Source organism: Arthrobacter sp. D3-16 (assembly GCF_054408515.1).
Genome location: NZ_CP096437.1, coordinates 2,444,338 through 2,462,095 on the forward strand (window position 1 = coordinate 2,444,338; position 17,758 = coordinate 2,462,095).

The 17,758-nt window shown below is 66.4% G+C and carries 13 protein-coding genes; 9 read left to right on the plus strand and 4 right to left on the minus strand.

Annotated features, from left to right (window positions below; genetic code table 11):
* Positions 1-47 precede the first annotated feature (47 nt).
* Positions 48-1,394: an MFS transporter gene (locus M1D32_RS11705; RefSeq protein WP_458778843.1), complete on the minus strand. Its 1,347-nt coding sequence runs from the start codon at positions 1,392-1,394 to the stop codon at positions 48-50.
* A 52-nt stretch (positions 1,395-1,446) separates the two neighbouring features.
* Positions 1,447-2,385, minus strand: coding sequence for a proteasome assembly chaperone family protein (locus M1D32_RS11710; RefSeq protein ID WP_458778844.1), 939 nt, complete (start codon positions 2,383-2,385; stop codon positions 1,447-1,449).
* A 260-nt stretch (positions 2,386-2,645) separates the two neighbouring features.
* On the opposite strand from M1D32_RS11710, the gene M1D32_RS11715 reads away from it, so the two are divergent.
* From M1D32_RS11715 to M1D32_RS11735, 5 genes are all read left to right on the plus strand, one after another.
* Positions 2,646-4,172: a leucyl aminopeptidase gene (locus tag M1D32_RS11715; RefSeq protein ID WP_458778845.1), complete on the plus strand. Its 1,527-nt coding sequence runs from the start codon at positions 2,646-2,648 to the stop codon at positions 4,170-4,172.
* Between the two features lie 268 nt (positions 4,173-4,440).
* Positions 4,441-5,823 (plus strand): dihydrolipoyl dehydrogenase, encoded by a 1,383-nt coding sequence (gene lpdA / locus M1D32_RS11720; protein ID WP_458778846.1) that lies wholly within the window; start codon positions 4,441-4,443, stop codon positions 5,821-5,823.
* 114 nt (positions 5,824-5,937) lie between these two features.
* Positions 5,938-7,701, plus strand: a complete 1,764-nt coding sequence (sucB, locus tag M1D32_RS11725) for a 2-oxoglutarate dehydrogenase, E2 component, dihydrolipoamide succinyltransferase (protein WP_458778847.1) — start codon at positions 5,938-5,940, stop codon at positions 7,699-7,701.
* 139 nt (positions 7,702-7,840) lie between these two features.
* On the plus strand, positions 7,841-8,191 hold the full coding sequence (locus M1D32_RS11730) for a hypothetical protein (protein ID WP_458778848.1): 351 nt from the start codon (positions 7,841-7,843) through the stop codon (positions 8,189-8,191).
* Between the two features lie 189 nt (positions 8,192-8,380).
* On the plus strand, positions 8,381-8,809 hold the full coding sequence (locus M1D32_RS11735; RefSeq protein WP_163163103.1) for an OsmC family protein: 429 nt from the start codon (positions 8,381-8,383) through the stop codon (positions 8,807-8,809).
* A 76-nt stretch (positions 8,810-8,885) separates the two neighbouring features.
* Here the strand turns inward: M1D32_RS11735 and M1D32_RS11740 are convergent, their stop codons facing one another.
* Entirely contained in the window at positions 8,886-12,398 is a 3,513-nt protein-coding gene (locus tag M1D32_RS11740; RefSeq protein WP_458778849.1) for a S41 family peptidase, read from the minus strand.
* 76 nt (positions 12,399-12,474) lie between these two features.
* On the opposite strand from M1D32_RS11740, the gene M1D32_RS11745 reads away from it, so the two are divergent.
* Entirely contained in the window at positions 12,475-13,368 is an 894-nt protein-coding gene (locus M1D32_RS11745; protein WP_458778850.1) for a TIGR01777 family oxidoreductase, read from the plus strand.
* Between the two features lie 31 nt (positions 13,369-13,399).
* Here M1D32_RS11745 and M1D32_RS11750 read toward each other — a convergent pair whose 3' ends face one another.
* Complete coding sequence (locus tag M1D32_RS11750; protein ID WP_458778851.1) at positions 13,400-15,049, minus strand: serine/threonine-protein kinase; 1,650 nt, start codon at positions 15,047-15,049, stop codon at positions 13,400-13,402.
* Between the two features lie 140 nt (positions 15,050-15,189).
* Between M1D32_RS11750 and lipB the strand changes: the two genes are divergently transcribed.
* The 3 genes from lipB to M1D32_RS11765 all read left to right on the plus strand — a co-directional run bounded on the left by lipB (position 15,190) and on the right by M1D32_RS11765 (position 17,702).
* Positions 15,190-15,858 (plus strand): lipoyl(octanoyl) transferase LipB, encoded by a 669-nt coding sequence (lipB, locus tag M1D32_RS11755; RefSeq protein WP_458778852.1) that lies wholly within the window; start codon positions 15,190-15,192, stop codon positions 15,856-15,858.
* A complete protein-coding gene (gene lipA, locus M1D32_RS11760; RefSeq protein WP_163163093.1) occupies positions 15,855-16,862 on the plus strand; it encodes a lipoyl synthase in 1,008 nt (335 codons plus the stop codon). Before lipB ends, lipA begins: the two co-directional genes overlap by 4 nt.
* An 87-nt stretch (positions 16,863-16,949) precedes the next feature.
* Complete coding sequence (locus tag M1D32_RS11765; RefSeq protein WP_458778853.1) at positions 16,950-17,702, plus strand: DUF4191 domain-containing protein; 753 nt, start codon at positions 16,950-16,952, stop codon at positions 17,700-17,702.
* Positions 17,703-17,758 lie beyond the last annotated feature (56 nt).

Sequence of the window (17,758 nt, forward strand, 5' to 3'; positions counted from 1 at the left end):
AGCTATGTGGAAACCACCGCAGTGCCGCCGGTCCTGTGGAGGACCAGTCAGTCCTCCGAAGCGGATGCCTGGCTGCGCCGGGCCAGGTGTTGGCGGCGCTGGCGGGCCAGCGCGCTGCGCAGGGGCGGGACCACAACACCCTGGGCCGCCATCTGCCGCCGTACCTTCCGGCGGCACACCAGCGTTGCTGCAACCCCGAAGCCGAGCAGCAGGAACTGGACACTCAGTGCGATCCGGAACGGGTCAAGCCCGTACAGCACTCCGTTGGAGAACCCGCTCGCGTACAGCACGTCCAGCACCAGGCCGATCAGGAAGATCGCTATCAGCGCGGCGATGAAGCCGCCCACGTTGACGATGCCCGTCGCGGTGCCAATACGGTGCGCCGGGTTGAAGGTGCGGGCGAAGTCGAAACCGATCATTGAGCCGGGCCCTCCGATGGCGAGCACCACCACCAGGCCGGCCAGCAGCCACAACGGCGAACGGCCCGGAATCAGCAGTACCGCTGCCCAGGCTCCGGCGGTGGCAGCGGCGATCAGCAGGACCATGGTTGAGCGCCGCAACGGGTGGCGGGAAACGAAGCGGCCGATGAAGGGCCCCACCGCCATGGCGGTTGCCACGTACAGCGCCATCAGGGCGGCGACCGTTCCGGCGTCGAGGCCCTGGCCGGAGAGGAGGAACGGGTAACCCCAGGTCATCGCGAAGACGGTGCCGCTGAACTGGATGGTGAAGTGGCTCCACAAGCCCAGCCTGGTTCCCGGCTGGTGCCAGGCACGGGCCAGCGAGGCTCCTGTTGCTTTCAGGCCCTGCTGGGCCTGGGGACGCGGCGTGCCGGGCGGCACGTCCTGCAGGAGCAGCAGCACCAGGACGACGGCGAGTCCCGACATCCCGGCCAGCATCAGGAACGCCGGGGTCCAGCCCGACGCGTGAAGCACGAAGGCGAAGGGGATGACACTGAACAGCTGTCCCAGCTGGCCGGACATACCCGTCAATTGGGTCACGAGCGGTACCCGGGCGGGCGCAAACCAGAGCGGGATCAGGCGGATCACCGAGATAAAAGTCATCGCGTCCCCGGCACCCACCAGGACCCGTCCGGCCACGCCCCCGGGAATACTGTCAGCGAACGCCAGCTGGAGCTGGCCCAGGCCCATCAGCACGGCGCCGCCGGCGATCATGGCGCGTGAACCGAACCGGTCCACCAGCAGGCCCACGGGAATCTGGAGCCCGGCATAGACCAGCAGCTGGAGGACGGTAAAGAACGAGATGGCGGAAGCGCTGGCGTGAAAGCGTTCGGTGGCCTCCAGGCCCACCACGCCAAAGGACGTGCGCTGGGAAACCGCCACAAGGTACCCGAAGATACCAACGGTCCAGATCAGCCAGGCGCGGGGTGCAGTCACCTCTTCATTATGCCCGGACAGCCGTAGCGGTCCCGGCCAGCAGCGGGCTCCGCTACTGGCCGGGGTTCTCGCGCGCGAGGTAGGCCTCGACGGCAGCACCGAGGACTTCCGCATTTGGCAGCTCGTCATTTTCGTCCGCAAGGAGCGACCGGCGGACCGTGCCTTCGGCTTTTTCGTCGTACCGGGATTCGAGGCGGGACACCACCTGCTGGACATCCTCGGAGGCGTCAATCTGCTCGGCGATCTGGCGGCTGACTTCACGGCCGGCTTCCCGGAGCCTGTCCGAGGGCAGCATGAGCGAGGTGGCCGCACCCAGGTATTCAAGTCCTGCGACGGCGGCGGTGGGGTATTCCGCCTCGGCGAGGTAGTGCGGCACGTGGATGACGTAGCCGGCGACATTGCGTCCGGCCTCCACCAGGCGGAGTTCCAGGATGTGGCCCACCGCTGCGGGGACTTCCACCGTGGGCTTCCACACGGAGATGCCCTCGATCAGTTCGGGCCTGTTGCCATGCACGGTGACGCCCACCGGACGGGTGTGGGGTACCGGCATGGGAATGGAATGGATCCAGGTGACCAGGTTGACGTCCAGCTTCTCCACGATGCCCACTACTGCCCGCGCGAACCGTTCCCACTTCAGGTCGGGCTCGAACCCTGCCAGCAACAGGAAGGGATTGCCCAGGCCGTCGATAAGCCGGTAGAGGGCGAGCGTCGGCTCCTGGTAATCCTGGAGGTGGTCCTCGACGAACGTCAGGTGAGGCCTGCGTGACCGGTAGTCGATCAGCTGGTCGGCATCGAAGACTGCCACCGGCTCGGCGTCGAGTGCGTCCAGCAGTTCGGCGTTGATTTGCTTTACCACGTGCCCTGCATCGGCGAACCCGGTGAAGCCCATCACCAAATTCAGCCCCCGGAGTCCGGGGCTGTGGAACAGCTCAATGTTGCTCGCATAGAGCGCGTCAGGGTCCAGCAGGGAGCCGGAGATCCGTTCAAGCACGGCATGTTCCTTTCATTTGGTGCGGGGTGGACATCCTTATCAACGCCCCGGGCCAGCCCGGCATTCCTGCTAAGGGTGTGGCGCACCTCTCAGGAAATACACCAGCTCCGGCGGGGAAGGGCTACGATCGGAACTGGCCTGCCAGTCGGGCTTGCAGACACCCGGACTGCGTCCCGAACGATAGCATCCGGGCATCCATGGCAGAGCGCCGAACATGCATCCCTGCCCGAACATCTCTCGAGAATTGAGGACTGATCCCTGTGGTCAAGAATACTGAAATCAACCTTAGTACCCTCTCAAGGGACCTGAAGAAGAGCCCCAGTGACGCAGTGGTCATCGGCGTGGGGAAGGGCACTGACGGCCCCGTCCTGCTGGACAACCCGCTGACCGCTAAGAGTGCGGAAGCGGTCGCCGAGTCCCTCAAGTCCCTGGGTGTCACCGGCGCGGCAGACCAGATCGTCCGCCTCCCGGGCCTTCCGGAGACCGGCGCCGGAATCCTGGTCCTGGCCGGCACCGGCAAGGTCTCCGCCGCTGAACCGCTCACGGGAGAGGCCCTGCGCCGGGCGGCCGGGTCCGCTGTCCGCCAGCTTGCCGGCCTCGCAAGGGTTGTCCTGGCACTTCCGACGGCGACAGTTGCCGACGTCGCGGCAGTCGCCGAGGGTGCCGCCCTCGGCGCCTATTCCTTCACTGAGTTCCGCTCCTCAAAGGACGGGCTCAAGGATCCGGTGACGAATGCCGTGATCTTCACGGAGTTCGCCGACCACAAGGAGACCGCTGCTGCCCTGAGGCGTGCCGGGCTGATCGGCAAGGCCGTGAACGCCACCCGTTCCCTGGTCAACCAGCCGCCCAGCCACCTCTACCCGGAAACATTCGCGGAGGCTGCCAAGGAACTGGCCAAGGGACTGCCCGTGAAGGTCACCGTCTGGGACGAAAAGCGCCTCGAAAAGGAAGGCTTCGGCGGCATCATGGGCGTGGGCAAGGGCTCCGCCCGCCAGCCACGCCTGGTTAAGGTGGAATACTCCCCCGCCAAGGCAACCTCGAAGATCGCGCTGGTGGGCAAGGGCATCACCTTCGACACCGGCGGCATCTCCATTAAGCCGGCCCTCGGCATGGGCGACATGAAGAGCGATATGGCGGGCGCCGCCGTCGTCCTTAACACTGTCCTGGCCCTCGCCGGACTTGGCCTGCCCGTCAAGGCGACCGCCTGGCTCTGCATCGCCGAGAACATGCCCTCCGGCGCGGCCTCGCGCCCGGCGGACGTCCTGACCATGTACGGCGGCAAGACTGTCGAGGTCCTGAACACAGACGCCGAAGGCCGGCTGGTGATGGCAGACGGCATCGTGGCTGCCAGCCGCGAGTACCCGGATGCCATCATCGACGTTGCCACGCTGACGGGGGCGCAGCTGATCGCGCTGGGTAACCGCACGGCCGGCGTCATGGGCTCCGACAGCGTAACGGGGCCCCTCAAGGCCGCAGCGGACCGGGCCGGGGAACTGGTATGGCCCATGCCCCTGCCCGAGGAACTGCGCCCCAGCATCGACTCCCAGGTAGCGGACCTGGCCAACATCGGCGAACGCCACGGCGGCATGATGACGGCCGCCGTTTTCCTGCGCGAATTCGTGGGTAAGGGCAAGGACGGGGAACAGATCCCCTGGGCCCACATCGACATCGCCGGGCCTTCCTTCAACAACGGGAGCCCGTACGGCTACACCCATAAGCAGGGAACGGGCTGCACCGTCCGCACCCTGGTGGCCTACGTAGAGGACATCCTCGCCGCCGCGGCCTGATAGCACCGGCGGGTCCGGCCAGTCCGGCCGCCACGGGTGCCCTGCGGCACGGGGAATGTTCCCTGCGCCGCAGGGCCGCGTGACACTGGACACAAGCGCTCCACAAACGCGGCGCCAAGGTGGAGCATGGATAAGTGGTTCGCTAAGGTGAACCACGGTAGTCACAAATGCAAGAGAACAGGCCTGCTGACATAATCACGGCAGTGCAAGTTCCAAGACCAGATGATGCGCGCAGATCGCGTCATCGTTCACGCGAGGGAGCGTTTAAGTGGCCGATCAGGCAACTGCGCAAGAATTCGACATCCTGGTACTCGGTGGAGGCAGCGGCGGATACGCCGCCGCTCTGCGGGCCGTACAGCTTGGCCTTACCGTCGGCCTCGTGGAGAAGGCAAAGCTGGGCGGCACCTGCCTCCACAACGGCTGCATCCCCACCAAGGCGCTGCTGCACTCTGCAGAGCTCGCCGACCACGCCCGTGACTCCGCCAAGTACGGCGTGAACGTCACCCTCGACGGCATCGACATCACTGCCGTCAACGCGTACAAGGACGGCATCATCGCCGGCAAGTACAAGGGCCTCCAGGGCCTCATCAAGTCCAAGGGCATCACCGTCATCGAAGGTGAGGGCAAGCTCCAGGGCACCGACACTGTCGTCGTCAACGGCACCGCGTACAAGGGCAAGAACATCGTCCTGGCCACCGGCTCCTACTCGCGCACCCTTCCCGGCCTGGAAATCGGCGGCAAGGTCATCACCTCTGACCAGGCCCTGACCATGGATTCCATCCCCAAGAGCGCCATCATCCTCGGCGGCGGCGTCATCGGCGTCGAGTTCGCGTCCGTCTGGAAGTCCTTCGGCGTGGACGTCACCATCGTGGAGGGCCTGCCCTCGCTGGTTCCCAACGAGGACGCCACCATCGTCAAGAACTTCGAGCGCGCCTTCAAGAAGCGCGGCATCAAGTTCTCCACCGGCGTGTTCTTCCAGGGCGTTGAGCAGAACAACGACGGCGTCAAGGTCACCCTGGTGGACGGCAAGACTTTCGAAGCGGACCTGCTGCTCGTCGCCGTCGGCCGTGGCCCCGTGACCGCCAACCTCGGCTACGAGGAAGCGGGAATCACCATCGACCGCGGCTTCGTCATCACCAACGAGCGCCTGCACACCGGCGTCGGCAACATCTACGCCGTCGGCGACATCGTCCCCGGTGTCCAGCTGGCGCACCGCGGATACCAGCAGGGCATCTTCGTGGCCGAGGAAATCGCCGGCCTGAAGCCGGTGGTTGTCGAGGACATCAACATCCCCAAGGTCACCTACTCGGACCCCGAAATTGCAACCGTTGGCTACACCGAAAAGGCGGCCAAGGAGAAGTTTGGCGACGACCAGGTGCAGACCCAGGAATACAACCTGGCCGGCAACGGCAAGAGCTCCATCCTGGGCACCTCAGGACTGGTCAAGCTGGTCCGCCAGAAGGACGGCCCCGTAGTGGGCGTCCACATGATTGGCGCCCGGATGGGCGAGCAGGTCGGGGAGGCCCAGCTGATCGTGAACTGGGAAGCCTACCCGGAGGATGTGGCCCAGCTGGTGCACGCACACCCCACCCAGAACGAGGCCATGGGCGAAGCCCACCTGGCACTCGCGGGCAAGCCGCTTCACGGCTAGTTTCCCCAAGCACCACAGAGCCTGGTGCACCCGGCACGGAATGCCGGGTGCACTAGGCTTCCAACAAGGCAGCAATCATCCGCACTAAAGATCAATAAGGAGAACGGGGACGACATGTCTGAATCCGTTAACTTGCCCGCCCTCGGTGAGAGCGTCACCGAAGGAACCGTCACCCGCTGGCTCAAGCAGGTAGGTGACCGGGTAGAGGTGGACGAGCCGCTGCTCGAGGTCTCCACCGACAAAGTAGACACTGAAATCCCCTCTCCTGTAGCTGGCGTGATTGAGGAAATCCTGGTTGCCGAGGACGAGACCGCCGAGGTCGGCGCTCCCCTGGTACGCATTGGCGACGGCTCCGGCAACGGCTCTGCCGCCCCGGCCGCAGAAGCACCTGCAGCAGCACCTGCAGAAGAAGCTCCCGCCGCTGCCCCGGCTCCTGCACAGGAAGCACCCGCCCAGGAAGCACCGGCAGCCGCCCAAGAGGCCCCGGCGGCCGGCGGCGAAGGGCATGAAGTTACCCTCCCGGCGCTGGGCGAAAGCGTCACCGAAGGCACCGTCACCCGCTGGCTGAAGGCCGTGGGCGACTCCGTTGAGGTGGACGAGCCGCTCCTGGAGGTTTCCACCGACAAGGTTGATACCGAAATTCCGTCCCCGGTAGCCGGTACCCTCCAGGAAATCCGCGTTAACGAAGACGAAACGGCGGAGGTCGGCTCTGTCCTGGCTGTTATCGGTTCAGGTGCAGCGGCTGCCCCTGCCGAAGCACCGTCCACTGAGGCGCCGGCCCAGGAAGCCCCCAAGGCTGAAGCTCCGAAAGCTGAAGCGCCCGCACCGGCACCTGCCCCGCAGGCTGCACCGGCCCAGGAAGCCCCCAAGGCTGCACCGGCACCGCAGGCTGCACCCGCCCCCGCGGCGGCACCTGCCGCGGCCCAGGCCGCCCCGTCCAACGGCGGGTCCGAATCCGGTTACGTCACTCCCCTGGTCCGGAAGCTCGCCAACCAGCACGGCGTGGACATCGCCTCGCTCTCGGGCACCGGTGTGGGCGGACGCATCCGCAAGCAGGACGTTATCGCCGCCGCCGAAGCCAAGGCCGCACCCGCCGCTGCCCCTGCAGCAGCGCCCGCCGCGGCACCGGCAGCGTCCAACGCCGCTGTTTCCTCGCTGCGCGGCACCACGCAGAAGGCACCGCGGATCCGCCAGGTCATCGCCCGCCGCATGCGCGAGTCCCTCGAGATCTCCACCCAGCTGACGCAGGTCCACGAAGTGGACATGACCAAGGTCGCCAAACTCCGCGCCCGTGCGAAGAACTCGTTCCAGGCCCAGAACGGCGTCAAGCTGACCTTCCTCCCGTTCATCGCCAAGGCCGTCGCCGAGGCGCTCAAGCAGCACCCCAAGCTCAACGCTGCCTACGACGAGGACAAGCAGGAAATCACCTACCACAACGCCGAGCACCTGGCGATCGCCGTCGACACGGACAAGGGCCTGCTGGTTCCGGTCATCAACGACGCCGGCAACCTGAACCTCGCCGGACTGGCCGGGAAGATCGCCGACGTTGCGGGCCGCACCCGTGACGGCAAGATCGGCCCGGACGAGCTGTCCGGTGGCACGTTCAGCATCACGAACATCGGTTCCGTCGGCGCCTTGTTCGACACCCCGATCATCAACCAGCCGCAGGTGGGTATCCTGGGCACCGGCGCCATCGTAAAGCGCGCCGTGGTTGTGGCCGACGAGAACGGTGACGACTCGATCGCCATCCGGTCCATGATGTACCTGTCCCTGACGTACGACCACCGCCTGGTGGACGGCGCCGACGCAGGCCGGTTCCTCCAGACCCTGAAGGCCCGCCTCGAGGAAGGCGCCTTCGAGGCCGACTTGGGGCTGTAGAGCAGCACAACGTTTGACGGCGGTACAGGCAGCGGTGGGAGACCACCGCAGGGCCTGGGCCGCCGTCGGCGTTTAAGCGCACGGGAGGCGCCGCTCCCGTGCTACTACAAGCTGTAGAACCTCTGGCTACACTGGTCCCATGAACATCGTCTATAACATTGTGGTTTTCCTGCACATCGTCGGCGCGGCCATGATCGTGGGCATCTGGATCGGCCAGATGAAAAAGCCCACAGTCCATCCCCGCCAGTTCGACGGCGCCATGCTCCAGCTCCTCACCGGCATCGCCCTGATGGGGCTGATCCCGGCCCTCGATATGGACGCAAACTATGTCAAGCTGGGCATCAAGTTCGTGATCGCCCTGGCCGTCGGCGTGCTGGCCTTCATCGGCCGCCGGAAGTATAAGAACGGCGAGGACATCAGCAAGGGCCTGGCTCACGGCGTGGGCGGACTCGCGCTGCTGAACATCGCGATCGCCACCATCTGGCAGTAACTGCCCCCCCGCTGGAGACCAGACGACGGCGGCGCCCCACCTTGGGTGCGTCGCCGTCGTCTTTTAACACCGTGGTCATAATCCACCGGGAGCGGACATCTGTGCATGCCCGGGGCTAAGTCCCTAGGATGGGAAACGGCGGGTCCAGGCACCAGCCTGCCCCGGTTCGAATCGATTTGAGGAGTGGTTATGGCAGCAACACGCACCGCGCACACAGTATGGAACGGCGACCTGATGTCAGGTTCCGGGAACACCACGCTGGACAGCTCTGGCCTGGGTACCTATGACGTCACCTGGAAGGCCCGTACCGAAGCTGCCGGCGGCAAGACCAGCCCGGAGGAACTCATCGCGGCAGCCCACTCCGCCTGCTTCTCCATGGCCTTCAGCCATGCCTTGGCCCAGGCCGGCCACGCGCCGGAGGAAGTCAACACCAAGGCTGACGTCACCTTCGTGCCCGGCACCGGCATCACCGGCAGCCACCTGACCATGTCCGCCCGGATCCCGGGAATTTCCGAAGACGAGTTCCAGAAGATCGCTGCCGAGGCCAAGGTCGGCTGCCCCGTTTCCGGCGCCCTTGCCAGCATCGACATCACCCTGGACGCTACGCTCGAGGCCTAAACCGCTTCAGCGCGCATGCGCCAAAAAGCCCTGCCTGGCCGTTTCCGGCCAGGCAGGGCTTTTCCGTTCTGAGGGTTTACTTGCCCTTGCCGCGTGGCGGCAGCGGCGCAGGGCGTAGCCGGCGGTAGCCTTCGCGTGCCGGCGGGCGGTCGGTGGGAAGCTCCTGCACCATCTCCTTGAGTGCCCCAATGCCGTATTCCAGCTGGGGATCACGTCCGGCTGCATAGGCGTGCGGCGGATAGGTAACCTCAATGTCCGGGTCCACACCGTAATTTTCGACGCCCCAGCCCACACCGCCGCCGAACCAGGTAGCGTATCGCGGCTGGGTGACACCCGTGCCGTCTGCCAGGGCAAACCTGTTGTCGATGCCGACCACGCCGCCCCAGGTGCGCGTTCCGATGACGGGACCGATGCCCCGCAGCTTTGATACCTGGGTGATGATGTCACCGTCCGACCCGGCAAACTCATCGGCGAGGATGATGACCGGCCCGCGCGGCGCGTGGTGCGGGTAAGTCCGCGGCTTCTCAGCCCGCGGCATGCTCCAGCCGGTGACTTTGCGGCCAATCAGTTCAGCCACAAGCTGGGAGGTGTGCCCGCCGCGGTTGCGCCGGACGTCCACAATAAGGCCGTCAAGCGCTGTTTCGGTATCGAGGTCGCGGTGGAGCTGGGCCCAGCCGTTCGCCATCATGTCCGGGATGTGCAGGTATCCGAAGGTGCCGCCCGAGGCCTCCCGGACAGTCCGGCGGTTTGAGGCAACCCATTCCTGGTACCGCAGGCGCTCCTCGTCCTTGACGGGGACGACGGCGACCCGCCGCTGCCTGCCGGCGCTGTCGCCGTGGGCTCCGCCGTTAAGGAGTGTCAGCTCCACCGGCCGACCGGCCGCCCCCACCAGCTGCATCGCCGGGGTCACGGTAGCGGACAGCGGAACGGCGTCAATGGCCAGGAGGACGTCTCCGGCCTTGGCACCGACGCCCGGCCGCGTCAGGGGCGACGTTGCCAGCGGATCCGATGACTCGCCGGCAAGGATGTGGGTGATCTCCCAGCCCCTCTCTGTGAGGGCAAGGTCGGCCCCAAGCCGGCCCTGGCCATGGCTTCCGTTCTCCGTGACGGGTGCGGGACGGACGTAGGCGTGGGAGGTGCCGAGTTCACCGTGCAGTTCCCAAAGGAGGTCCACCAGGTCGTCGTGGGAACCCAGCCGGTCCACCAGCGGACGGTAGCGCTTATGGATGGACTCCCAGTCCTGCCCTGCCATGTCTTCAGTCCAGAAGAAGTCACGCTGCAGGCGCCATGCCTCGTCGAAGGCCTGGCCCCAGACGCTGAGCGGGTCCATCATCACCCGGATCCGGCCAAGGTCCACCTTGACCAGCTCGCCTGATTCCTCGTCAGCCTTCTTGTCCGCCGGTACAACGCTGACCTGCTTGTCGGAAATCAGCACCACTTTAGTGCGGTCGCCGGAGAGCCGGAAGCTGTCCAGCGACTCCACCAGCGTGGACTGTTTCCGGCGGGCGAGGTCGAAGCGGGCAAGGCTGGGGCGGGCATCCTTGTCGTCCTGGCTGGCTTTGCCGTCACCGGTGACCCCGGCGAGGGCCCAGTCGAGCCACAGCAGTGCGCCGTCGGCTGCCTTCAGGGACGTGTAGTTGCCCTGGGGTACGGGGACGCCGATGACGCGGTGGGCGAGTCCTTCCGGGTCCACCCCGACCTCAGGCACCGCTGCCGCAGCTTCCTGCTTCGGTTCCCCGGCTCCGTCGCCTGCCCCGTCCTCCCCCGCATCCGGATCCACCGACGGACCAAACGGCGACGGCGTGTCAGCCGCCAGTGCCACGAGGTATGGCTTGATGGGGCTGGGGAAGGAGAGGTCAAAGGAGTGCCCGTCGTAGACGGGGTCGAAGCTGCGGTTGGAGAGGAACGCCAGAAACTTACCGTCCGGGGTGAAAGCGGGCGAGGTGTCGCAGAAGCGGCCATCGGTGACGTCCACCAGGCCGGAATCAAGATCCGTTACCTTGGCAAGCCGGAGCCGGCTGCGGGAACCGAAGGAGGTCACGGGTTCGGACCAGACCAGCCACTGGGAGTCCGCCGACCATGCCAAATCCGTGACGGTGCCTTCACCGATGCTGGCCACCAGCGTCAGTTCCCCGGTCCGCGTGTTCGCTGCGTAGACCTCGCCGAAGGACGTACCCAGTGCAAGCCAGTCACCGTCCGGACTGGCCTCAAGGGAGCTGGTGCGGGTGGGGCGGGGAAAGTCGATGCGGGTTGCTGCCGCGGGAGCAGGAGCCGCGGCGGCTGAGGGGGCATTCTCCGGCGCGACGTCAGCCTGCTGGTCATCCCGGACGGCGGGAGCAGGACCGGCTCCTGCCAGCACCGCAGCCCCGGCGGCCGGGACAGGCTGCGGCAAGGCTACGGCCAATTCGTCCTGCCCGGGCACCGAAGCAGTGCCGCTGCTTGACTCTCGGGCGGGGGCGGATGTCCCCACGACGCCTGCTTCCGTTGTCCTGCCGGCCACCGGCGCGGCAACGTCCTTGATGTACAGCGCTTCGACGCCGTCGTGGTCCGCGACGTAGGCCAGGCGCCCGTTGCCGAGAGGCCTGGGAAGGCGGGCCCGGACGCCCGGCGTTGCTTCAACGATCCGGGAAGGCCCGTCCTTGTGGCGCAGCCAGTGGATAGTGCCGTGCGCTTCGACCGCGCTGGCCGCCCCGGCGCCGTCCGGGACTGCCGCGGCAAGGTGCTTGCTGGTGTTGAGCAGCGCCGGGCGCCGCGACTGGGAAGCAGAGCCCAGCGTGATCTCCAGCCGCACGGGATCGGACCCAAGACCAGCAAGAATCCAGAGCTCGCCCGCGGACTCGAAGATGATGCGCTTGCCGTCGGAAGCGGCGTGCCGGACGTAAAAGTCCTCGTGGTCCGTGTGCCTGCGCAGGTCTTTTCCATTGGGAAGGACCGAGTACAGGTTGCCGTAACCCTCGTGATCGGACAGGAATGCGATCCGGCCGTCCACCCACATGGGATCAGCGAGGTTGCCGTCAAGGTCGGGCAGCAGGCGCTCAAATTCACCGTTGCCGTCGTTGTCCAGCCAGAGCTTTCCTGCGGTGCCTCCGCGGTAGCGCTTCCACCACGCGGGTTCGCGCGACAACACGCTGCCCACCACCACCGGGCGCTCGTCACCCACTTCCGGGCCGAAAGCGACCGACTCCACCGGGCCGAAGGGCAGTTCCTCGGCCCAGCCGCCCTCAAGCGGCACGCTGTAGGCGTGGGTGTGGCGGCTTTCGGCCTGGCGGAAGGCGCTGGTGACCACGATGGAGCCCTTGGCAGTAAAGCCCTTTACCCGGGTGGTGCCGTGGCCGAAGTAGGTCAGCTGCCGGTAGTCGCCGCCGTCCACCGCTGCCGACACCACCTCCGGCGCTGTTCCCTGAACCACGGTCCACACCAGCCTCTGTCCGTCCGGGGTGAAGCGGGGATTGCGGGCGGGCAGCTGGAGCGAGGAGACACGCCAGGCACGCCCTCCGCGCAGAGGCGCAATCCACACGTCATCCTCAGCCACAAAAGTGACCAGATCGCCGTGCAGATGCGGGTAACGGAAGTAACTCGAGGAGGTCATCGTTTGATCATAGTCAACCCCCGCTTACGCCTGTTGGAGGTTCCTGCGCCGCCGCTGGCGTGGTGTGATGGACCCCATGCGCATAGTCATCGCCGGCGCCTCCGGGCTGATCGGTACCCATATGTCGGCCACCTTCCGTGATGCCGGCCACGACGTCGTGTCCCTGGTCCGTGGCGAGCCGGCATCGGCAACGGAAGTCCGGTGGAACCCGGCGGCCGGCGAACTCGACCCGGCGGCACTCGCCGATGCCGACGCCGTCGTCAACCTCTCCGGCGCCGGCATCGGCGACAGGCCCTGGACCCGCAGGCGCGTTGATGAACTTCTCAGCTCGCGGCTGGACTCCACGCGGACGCTCACCCACGCCATGCGGCAGCTTGATTTCCCGCCCCCCGTCTTCCTCAGCCAGTCCGGGGCAAATTACTACGGCGACGCCGGCAAGACCGTGTTGCCCGAAAACGCCCCGCAGGGAGCCGGCACCCTCGCCCGGATCTGTGGTGAGTGGGAAGCGGCAGCCGCCACCGCTCCCCCGGGTGTGCGGGTGGTGGTGGCGCGGACCGCGGTGGTCCTCAGCCGTTCCGGCGGCGCACTGGGCAGGCTGCTCCCCCTGATCCGGCTGGGGGTTGGCGGGCCGCTCGGCAACGGCCGCCAGTACTGGCCTTGGATCACCCTGCCGGACGTTTCGGCAGCATTCCTCTTCCTGCTGGACTCCCAGCTGTCCGGGCCGGTCAACCTCTGCGCCCCCGAGGACACAAACATGAACGCCCTGGTGGCTGCGCTGGCCAAGGCCCTGCACCGCCCCGCCGCGCTGCGGGTCCCGGCCCCGGTACTGCGCCTGGTGATGCGCGATCTGGCCGACGAACTGCTCCTCGCCAGCCAGCGTTTGGAACCCGCCGTGCTGTCCTCGGCCGGTTTCACCTGGCAGCATCCCACACTCGCCCAGGCCGCGCACTGGGTAGCAGGGAAGGAGTAGAAGCCTGTCCTGCGCGCGGGATCAGCCGGCATCAGGTGCCGGGAAGGATGTCGCTGACCCGCCACCTGCCGTCCAAAAGAACCAGTACCAGGCGAAGCCGTTGCCCGCCCCCGGCCTCTCCCCTTGCGGTCACAACGCCCTGGGCGTCCTTTTCCTCATAGGCGGACGAGGCTGAGGTGACGGCAACCACGGTGCCGGCTTCGGTTCCGCCCTCCTGCGCCTGCACCTGTGACAGCGTCGTGGAGAAGCCGGACAGGACGCGGCCGGATTGGCGCAGCCGGCCGCTGATCCCATTATCTGCTGCCGCCGCAGCCGAGCCATGCTGGTTCACCTCATCGAGGAGTTCCAGCTGTCCCGTGCTGAGGGCCAGCGACCTCAGCACCGCGAGGCCGTGGACCGCCACTCCAGGATCGGGTGACGCCGCCTGTTGCCTGGCTGCCTCCAAAGGATCGGCGGGCTGGAGTGTTTCCGCAGGAAGGACGTGGGGGACGCTGGTTGTGTTTGCCCCGCCAGCCGTCTCCGCGGGGGAATCAGGTCCGGCGCCGGTGACCCCCGCACCGGACAGCCACCAGGCTGCAGCAACTGCTGCAGCAGCTGCACCGGCAAGAGCGGCCCGCCGCACCTGCCGGCCACCCCGCGGCGGGGCGTGCCGACCTCTCCCCCGGTCCCCAGGGCGGGCCGGAGGGATCACTTCCTTCGCCTCACCAAAGGGCACTTTTCCCGGGGCAACGAACGGGCCCGACCATGTCGACGTCGTCAGCCGGCGCCGCAGCCGGCGGACCCGCTCGCCCAGCCCGCTGCGTGGAGTTGCGGGTGCCTGCAGGCGGGTTACCAGTGCCGGAAGGACTGTGGGGTGGACTGCAGGCGCCAGGTCCAGCGGCAGGGGTGATGCGCTCCGGTATACGGCTGTGGCGAGGGAGGCGGCGGCAGGCCGGAGCCGCCGGTCCTCGTTCAGTCCGGACTCCAAGGCGGCGGCGAGTTCCCGGGGGACCCCGGGAAGCAGGAGTGACAAGGGCGGCCGGTCCGCCGTACGCTGCGGAGGCAGTCCGGTGAGGCAGAACCAGCCGAGCGCTGCCACTGAATAGACGTCACGTTCGGGCTGCAGGCCTGCCCGAACTGCGTCCACCGGCGCCGGATCCAGAAATCCGGGTGTGCCTGCACTGGCCGCCGGGCCAGGGTCACCCAGCATCCGGGCGATGCCGACGTCGGACAGCATTGGTTTGCCCTGGGCGGTGAACAGGACGTTGCCCGGGGAGACGTCGCCATGCGTGAACCCTTTGCCGTGCAAATACGCCAAGGCCTGGGCGATGGGCGTCAGCACCGTCACGGTTTCCCCGACGCTGAGTTTGCCCCTGGCAGCTACGATGCCGGCGAGCGAGCCGCCGGGTGCGTAGTCCATAATCAGTGCGGCCGGTCCCTCCGCAGCCAACGCGACAGTGTTGTGGGCTTTGATGAGGTGCGGATGATCCAGGACGGACAGGATGCGGATCTCTCGCCGGATGCCTTCTTCGGTCATCGAGGTTCCCCGGGATGACCTTCTGGCGGGGGGACTGAAGTACTTCAGGGCGAACTCCCGGCTGCTTCGTTCCTCCCGGACCAACCAGACAGTGGAACTGCCGCCGCGGCCGAGCAACCGCCCGACGGCGTAGCCGGCGGCCGTCATTCCCTGCAAATCTTCCATGACCTATGTCTAGTCGAATCCGGCGCGGCCCGCAGAAGTTATCCACAGGGGCCGGAGGCCCGGCCGCCAGCGCCCGGGGTGCACGGTGAGCTTAAGCACTAAACCCGGTGCGTGGCCGCCCAAGGTCTAAGCTGGATGCCATGACTCTTCAGTTTTCACAGCTGGGTCTTGCTCCGGATTTTGTCGACTACACCCGCGGTTGGGCCATCCAGAGCGAACTCCACGACAACGTCGTCGCCGGAAAGGCCCCGAGCACTGTACTTCTCCTCGAACACGCCCCGGTGTATACGGCCGGTAAGCGGACGGAGGATCACGAGCGGCCGTTCGACGGCACGCCGGTGGTCCCGGTGGACCGCGGCGGCAAGCTCACTTGGCATGGCCCTGGCCAGCTTGTGGGATACCCCATTATCAAGCTGAAGAACCGGGCAGGGATCCGCGACTACGTCGAACGCCTCGAATCCGTCATCATCAACGTCCTTGCTGACTACGGCATCCGGGCCGTGCGGATCAAGGGCCGGGCAGGGGTCTGGATCGCAGCAGATGCGAACGGCCCGGACAGGAAGATTGCCGCCATTGGCATCCGCGTCCATGAGGGTGTCACCATGCACGGGTTCGCCATCAACTGCAACAACGATCTCTCCCCGTATTCGCAGATCATTGCCTGTGGAATAACCGATGCCGGCGTCACAACCATCGCCCAGGAAACCGGTTATGACATCTCCCCGGCTGACCTCGTTTCAAGAATCACCGAAGAACTGCGCAAGAATGAAGACGCCCTGGTCGCTACCCCCGAAGGAGCTCTACTGTGACATTGGCACCTGAAGGCCGGAAGCTTTTGCGCGTTGAACAGCGCAACTCTGCTGTCCCGGTGGAGCGGAAGCCGGACTGGATCAAGGCCAAGGTCCAGATGGGCCCGGAGTTCGTCCAGCTCAAGAACCTGGTGAAGAAGGAAGGCCTGCACACGGTGTGCGAGGAGGCCGGCTGCCCCAACATCTTTGAGTGCTGGGAGGACAAGGAAGCCACGTTCCTGATCGGCGGGTCCGAATGCACCCGCAGGTGTGATTTCTGCCAGATCGACACCGGCAAACCCTCCCCGGTGGACAGGTTCGAACCGACCAAGGTGGCCAGGTCGGTGCAGGCAATGCAGCTGCGCTACGCCACCGTCACCGGCGTCGCCCGTGACGACCTCGAGGACGAGGGCGTCTGGCTGTACGCCGAGACGGTCCGCAAGATCCACGAACTGAACCCCGGCACCGGCGTGGAGCTGCTGATCCCCGACTTTTCCGGCAAACCCGAACACATCGCCGCGATCTGCGACTCCAAGCCCGAGGTGTTCGCGCACAACGTCGAGACCGTGCCCAGGATCTTCAAGCGGATCCGGCCGGCGTTCCGGTACGAGCGCTCCCTGGATGTGATCACGCAGGGCCGGAACCTGGGCATGGTGACCAAGTCCAACCTGATCCTGGGCATGGGCGAAACCCGCGAGGAGATCTCCGAAGCTTTGCGGGACCTGCACGAGGCCGGCTGTGACCTGATCACCATCACCCAGTACCTGCGCCCGAGTGAGCGGCACCTGCCGGTGGACCGGTGGGTCAAGCCGCAGGAATTCGTTGACCTCCAGGACGAGGCCACCGAGATCGGGTTCCTGGGCGTGATGTCCGGGCCGCTGGTCCGCTCCTCCTACCGCGCCGGCCGGCTCTGGGCCACCGCGATGCGCAAGAAGGGCTGGGACATCCCCGCGGAACTGGCCCACATCGAGTCCTCCGGCACCACCCGCCAGGAAGCCAGCTCCCTCCTCGCAGCCCACTCCTGACCCCGGAAACTCCTTATAGCCCAAGGGCCGGCACCGGAAGACTCCGGTGCCGGCCCTTCGGCTTTGGTCACGTAGAATTAAGTCACTATGGCGAAATCCCCTGATTCCAGCAACTCCACTCCGTCTGGCTCCAGCGCAGTCAAGCGTGGCCTCTTCTCCCGCAAGCCGAAAGAAGCAAAGGTCAAGAAGCCCAGCCGGCTCAAGCAGATCGGCGAGGTCTTCACCATGACCCGCCGCCACGACCCCATGGTTCCGTGGCTGATGCTGCTGGTTTTCCTCGGCGTGGTGGCTGTCAGCTTCCTGGTGGGTTTCTGGCTTGAAAACTGGATCACGGGCCTGATCATCGGCATCCCGCTGGGTTTGCTGGGAGCCACACTGATTCTCTCGCGGCGCGCAGAACGTGCGGCTTTCGCCCAGATCGAAAACCAGCCCGGCGCCTCCGGCGCGGCGCTGGGAACGCTTCGGCGCGGCTGGATCACCGAGGAACAGCCCGTCGCCGTCAACCCGCGCACGCAGGACGCCGTGTTCCGCGCCATCGGCCGCCCCGGCGTCGTGCTGGTCAGCGAAGGCCCCACGCACCGTGTGAAGCCGCTGCTGGACGCGGAACGCAAGCGCCTGGCGCGGATTCTTCCCAACGTCACTGTGCACGTCATTGAAAGCGGCCGCGGCGAAGGGCAGGTTCCCATCAGCCAGGTGGCGAAGAAGATGGGCAAGCTGAAGAAGGAACTGACCAAGCTTGAGGTGAATGCCGTGTCCAAGCGGATCGCATCGCTGGGCAACCGGCTCCCCATCCCCAAGGGCATCGACCCCTACAAGGCCCGCCCCAACCGCGGACGCTAGAGCAAACGCCCCGGATTCCGGCTACAAGCCGGGCCGGGGCTTTTTTATGGCCGGCC

Excerpts from the sequence above, each read along its gene's own strand:
- sucB (WP_458778847.1), top strand. The coding sequence starts at position 5,938 with ATGTCTGAATCCGTTAACTTGCCCGCCCTCGGTGAGAGCGTCACCGAA.
- M1D32_RS11730 (WP_458778848.1), top strand. The coding sequence starts at position 7,841 with ATGAACATCGTCTATAACATTGTGGTTTTCCTGCACATCGTCGGCGCG.
- M1D32_RS11735 (WP_163163103.1), top strand. The coding sequence starts at position 8,381 with ATGGCAGCAACACGCACCGCGCACACAGTATGGAACGGCGACCTGATG.
- M1D32_RS11740 (WP_458778849.1), bottom strand. The coding sequence starts at position 12,398 with ATGACCTCCTCGAGTTACTTCCGTTACCCGCATCTGCACGGCGATCTG.
- M1D32_RS11745 (WP_458778850.1), top strand. The coding sequence starts at position 12,475 with ATGCGCATAGTCATCGCCGGCGCCTCCGGGCTGATCGGTACCCATATG.
- M1D32_RS11750 (WP_458778851.1), bottom strand. The coding sequence starts at position 15,049 with ATGGAAGATTTGCAGGGAATGACGGCCGCCGGCTACGCCGTCGGGCGG.
- lipB (WP_458778852.1), top strand. The coding sequence starts at position 15,190 with ATGACTCTTCAGTTTTCACAGCTGGGTCTTGCTCCGGATTTTGTCGAC.
- M1D32_RS11765 (WP_458778853.1), top strand. The coding sequence starts at position 16,950 with ATGGCGAAATCCCCTGATTCCAGCAACTCCACTCCGTCTGGCTCCAGC.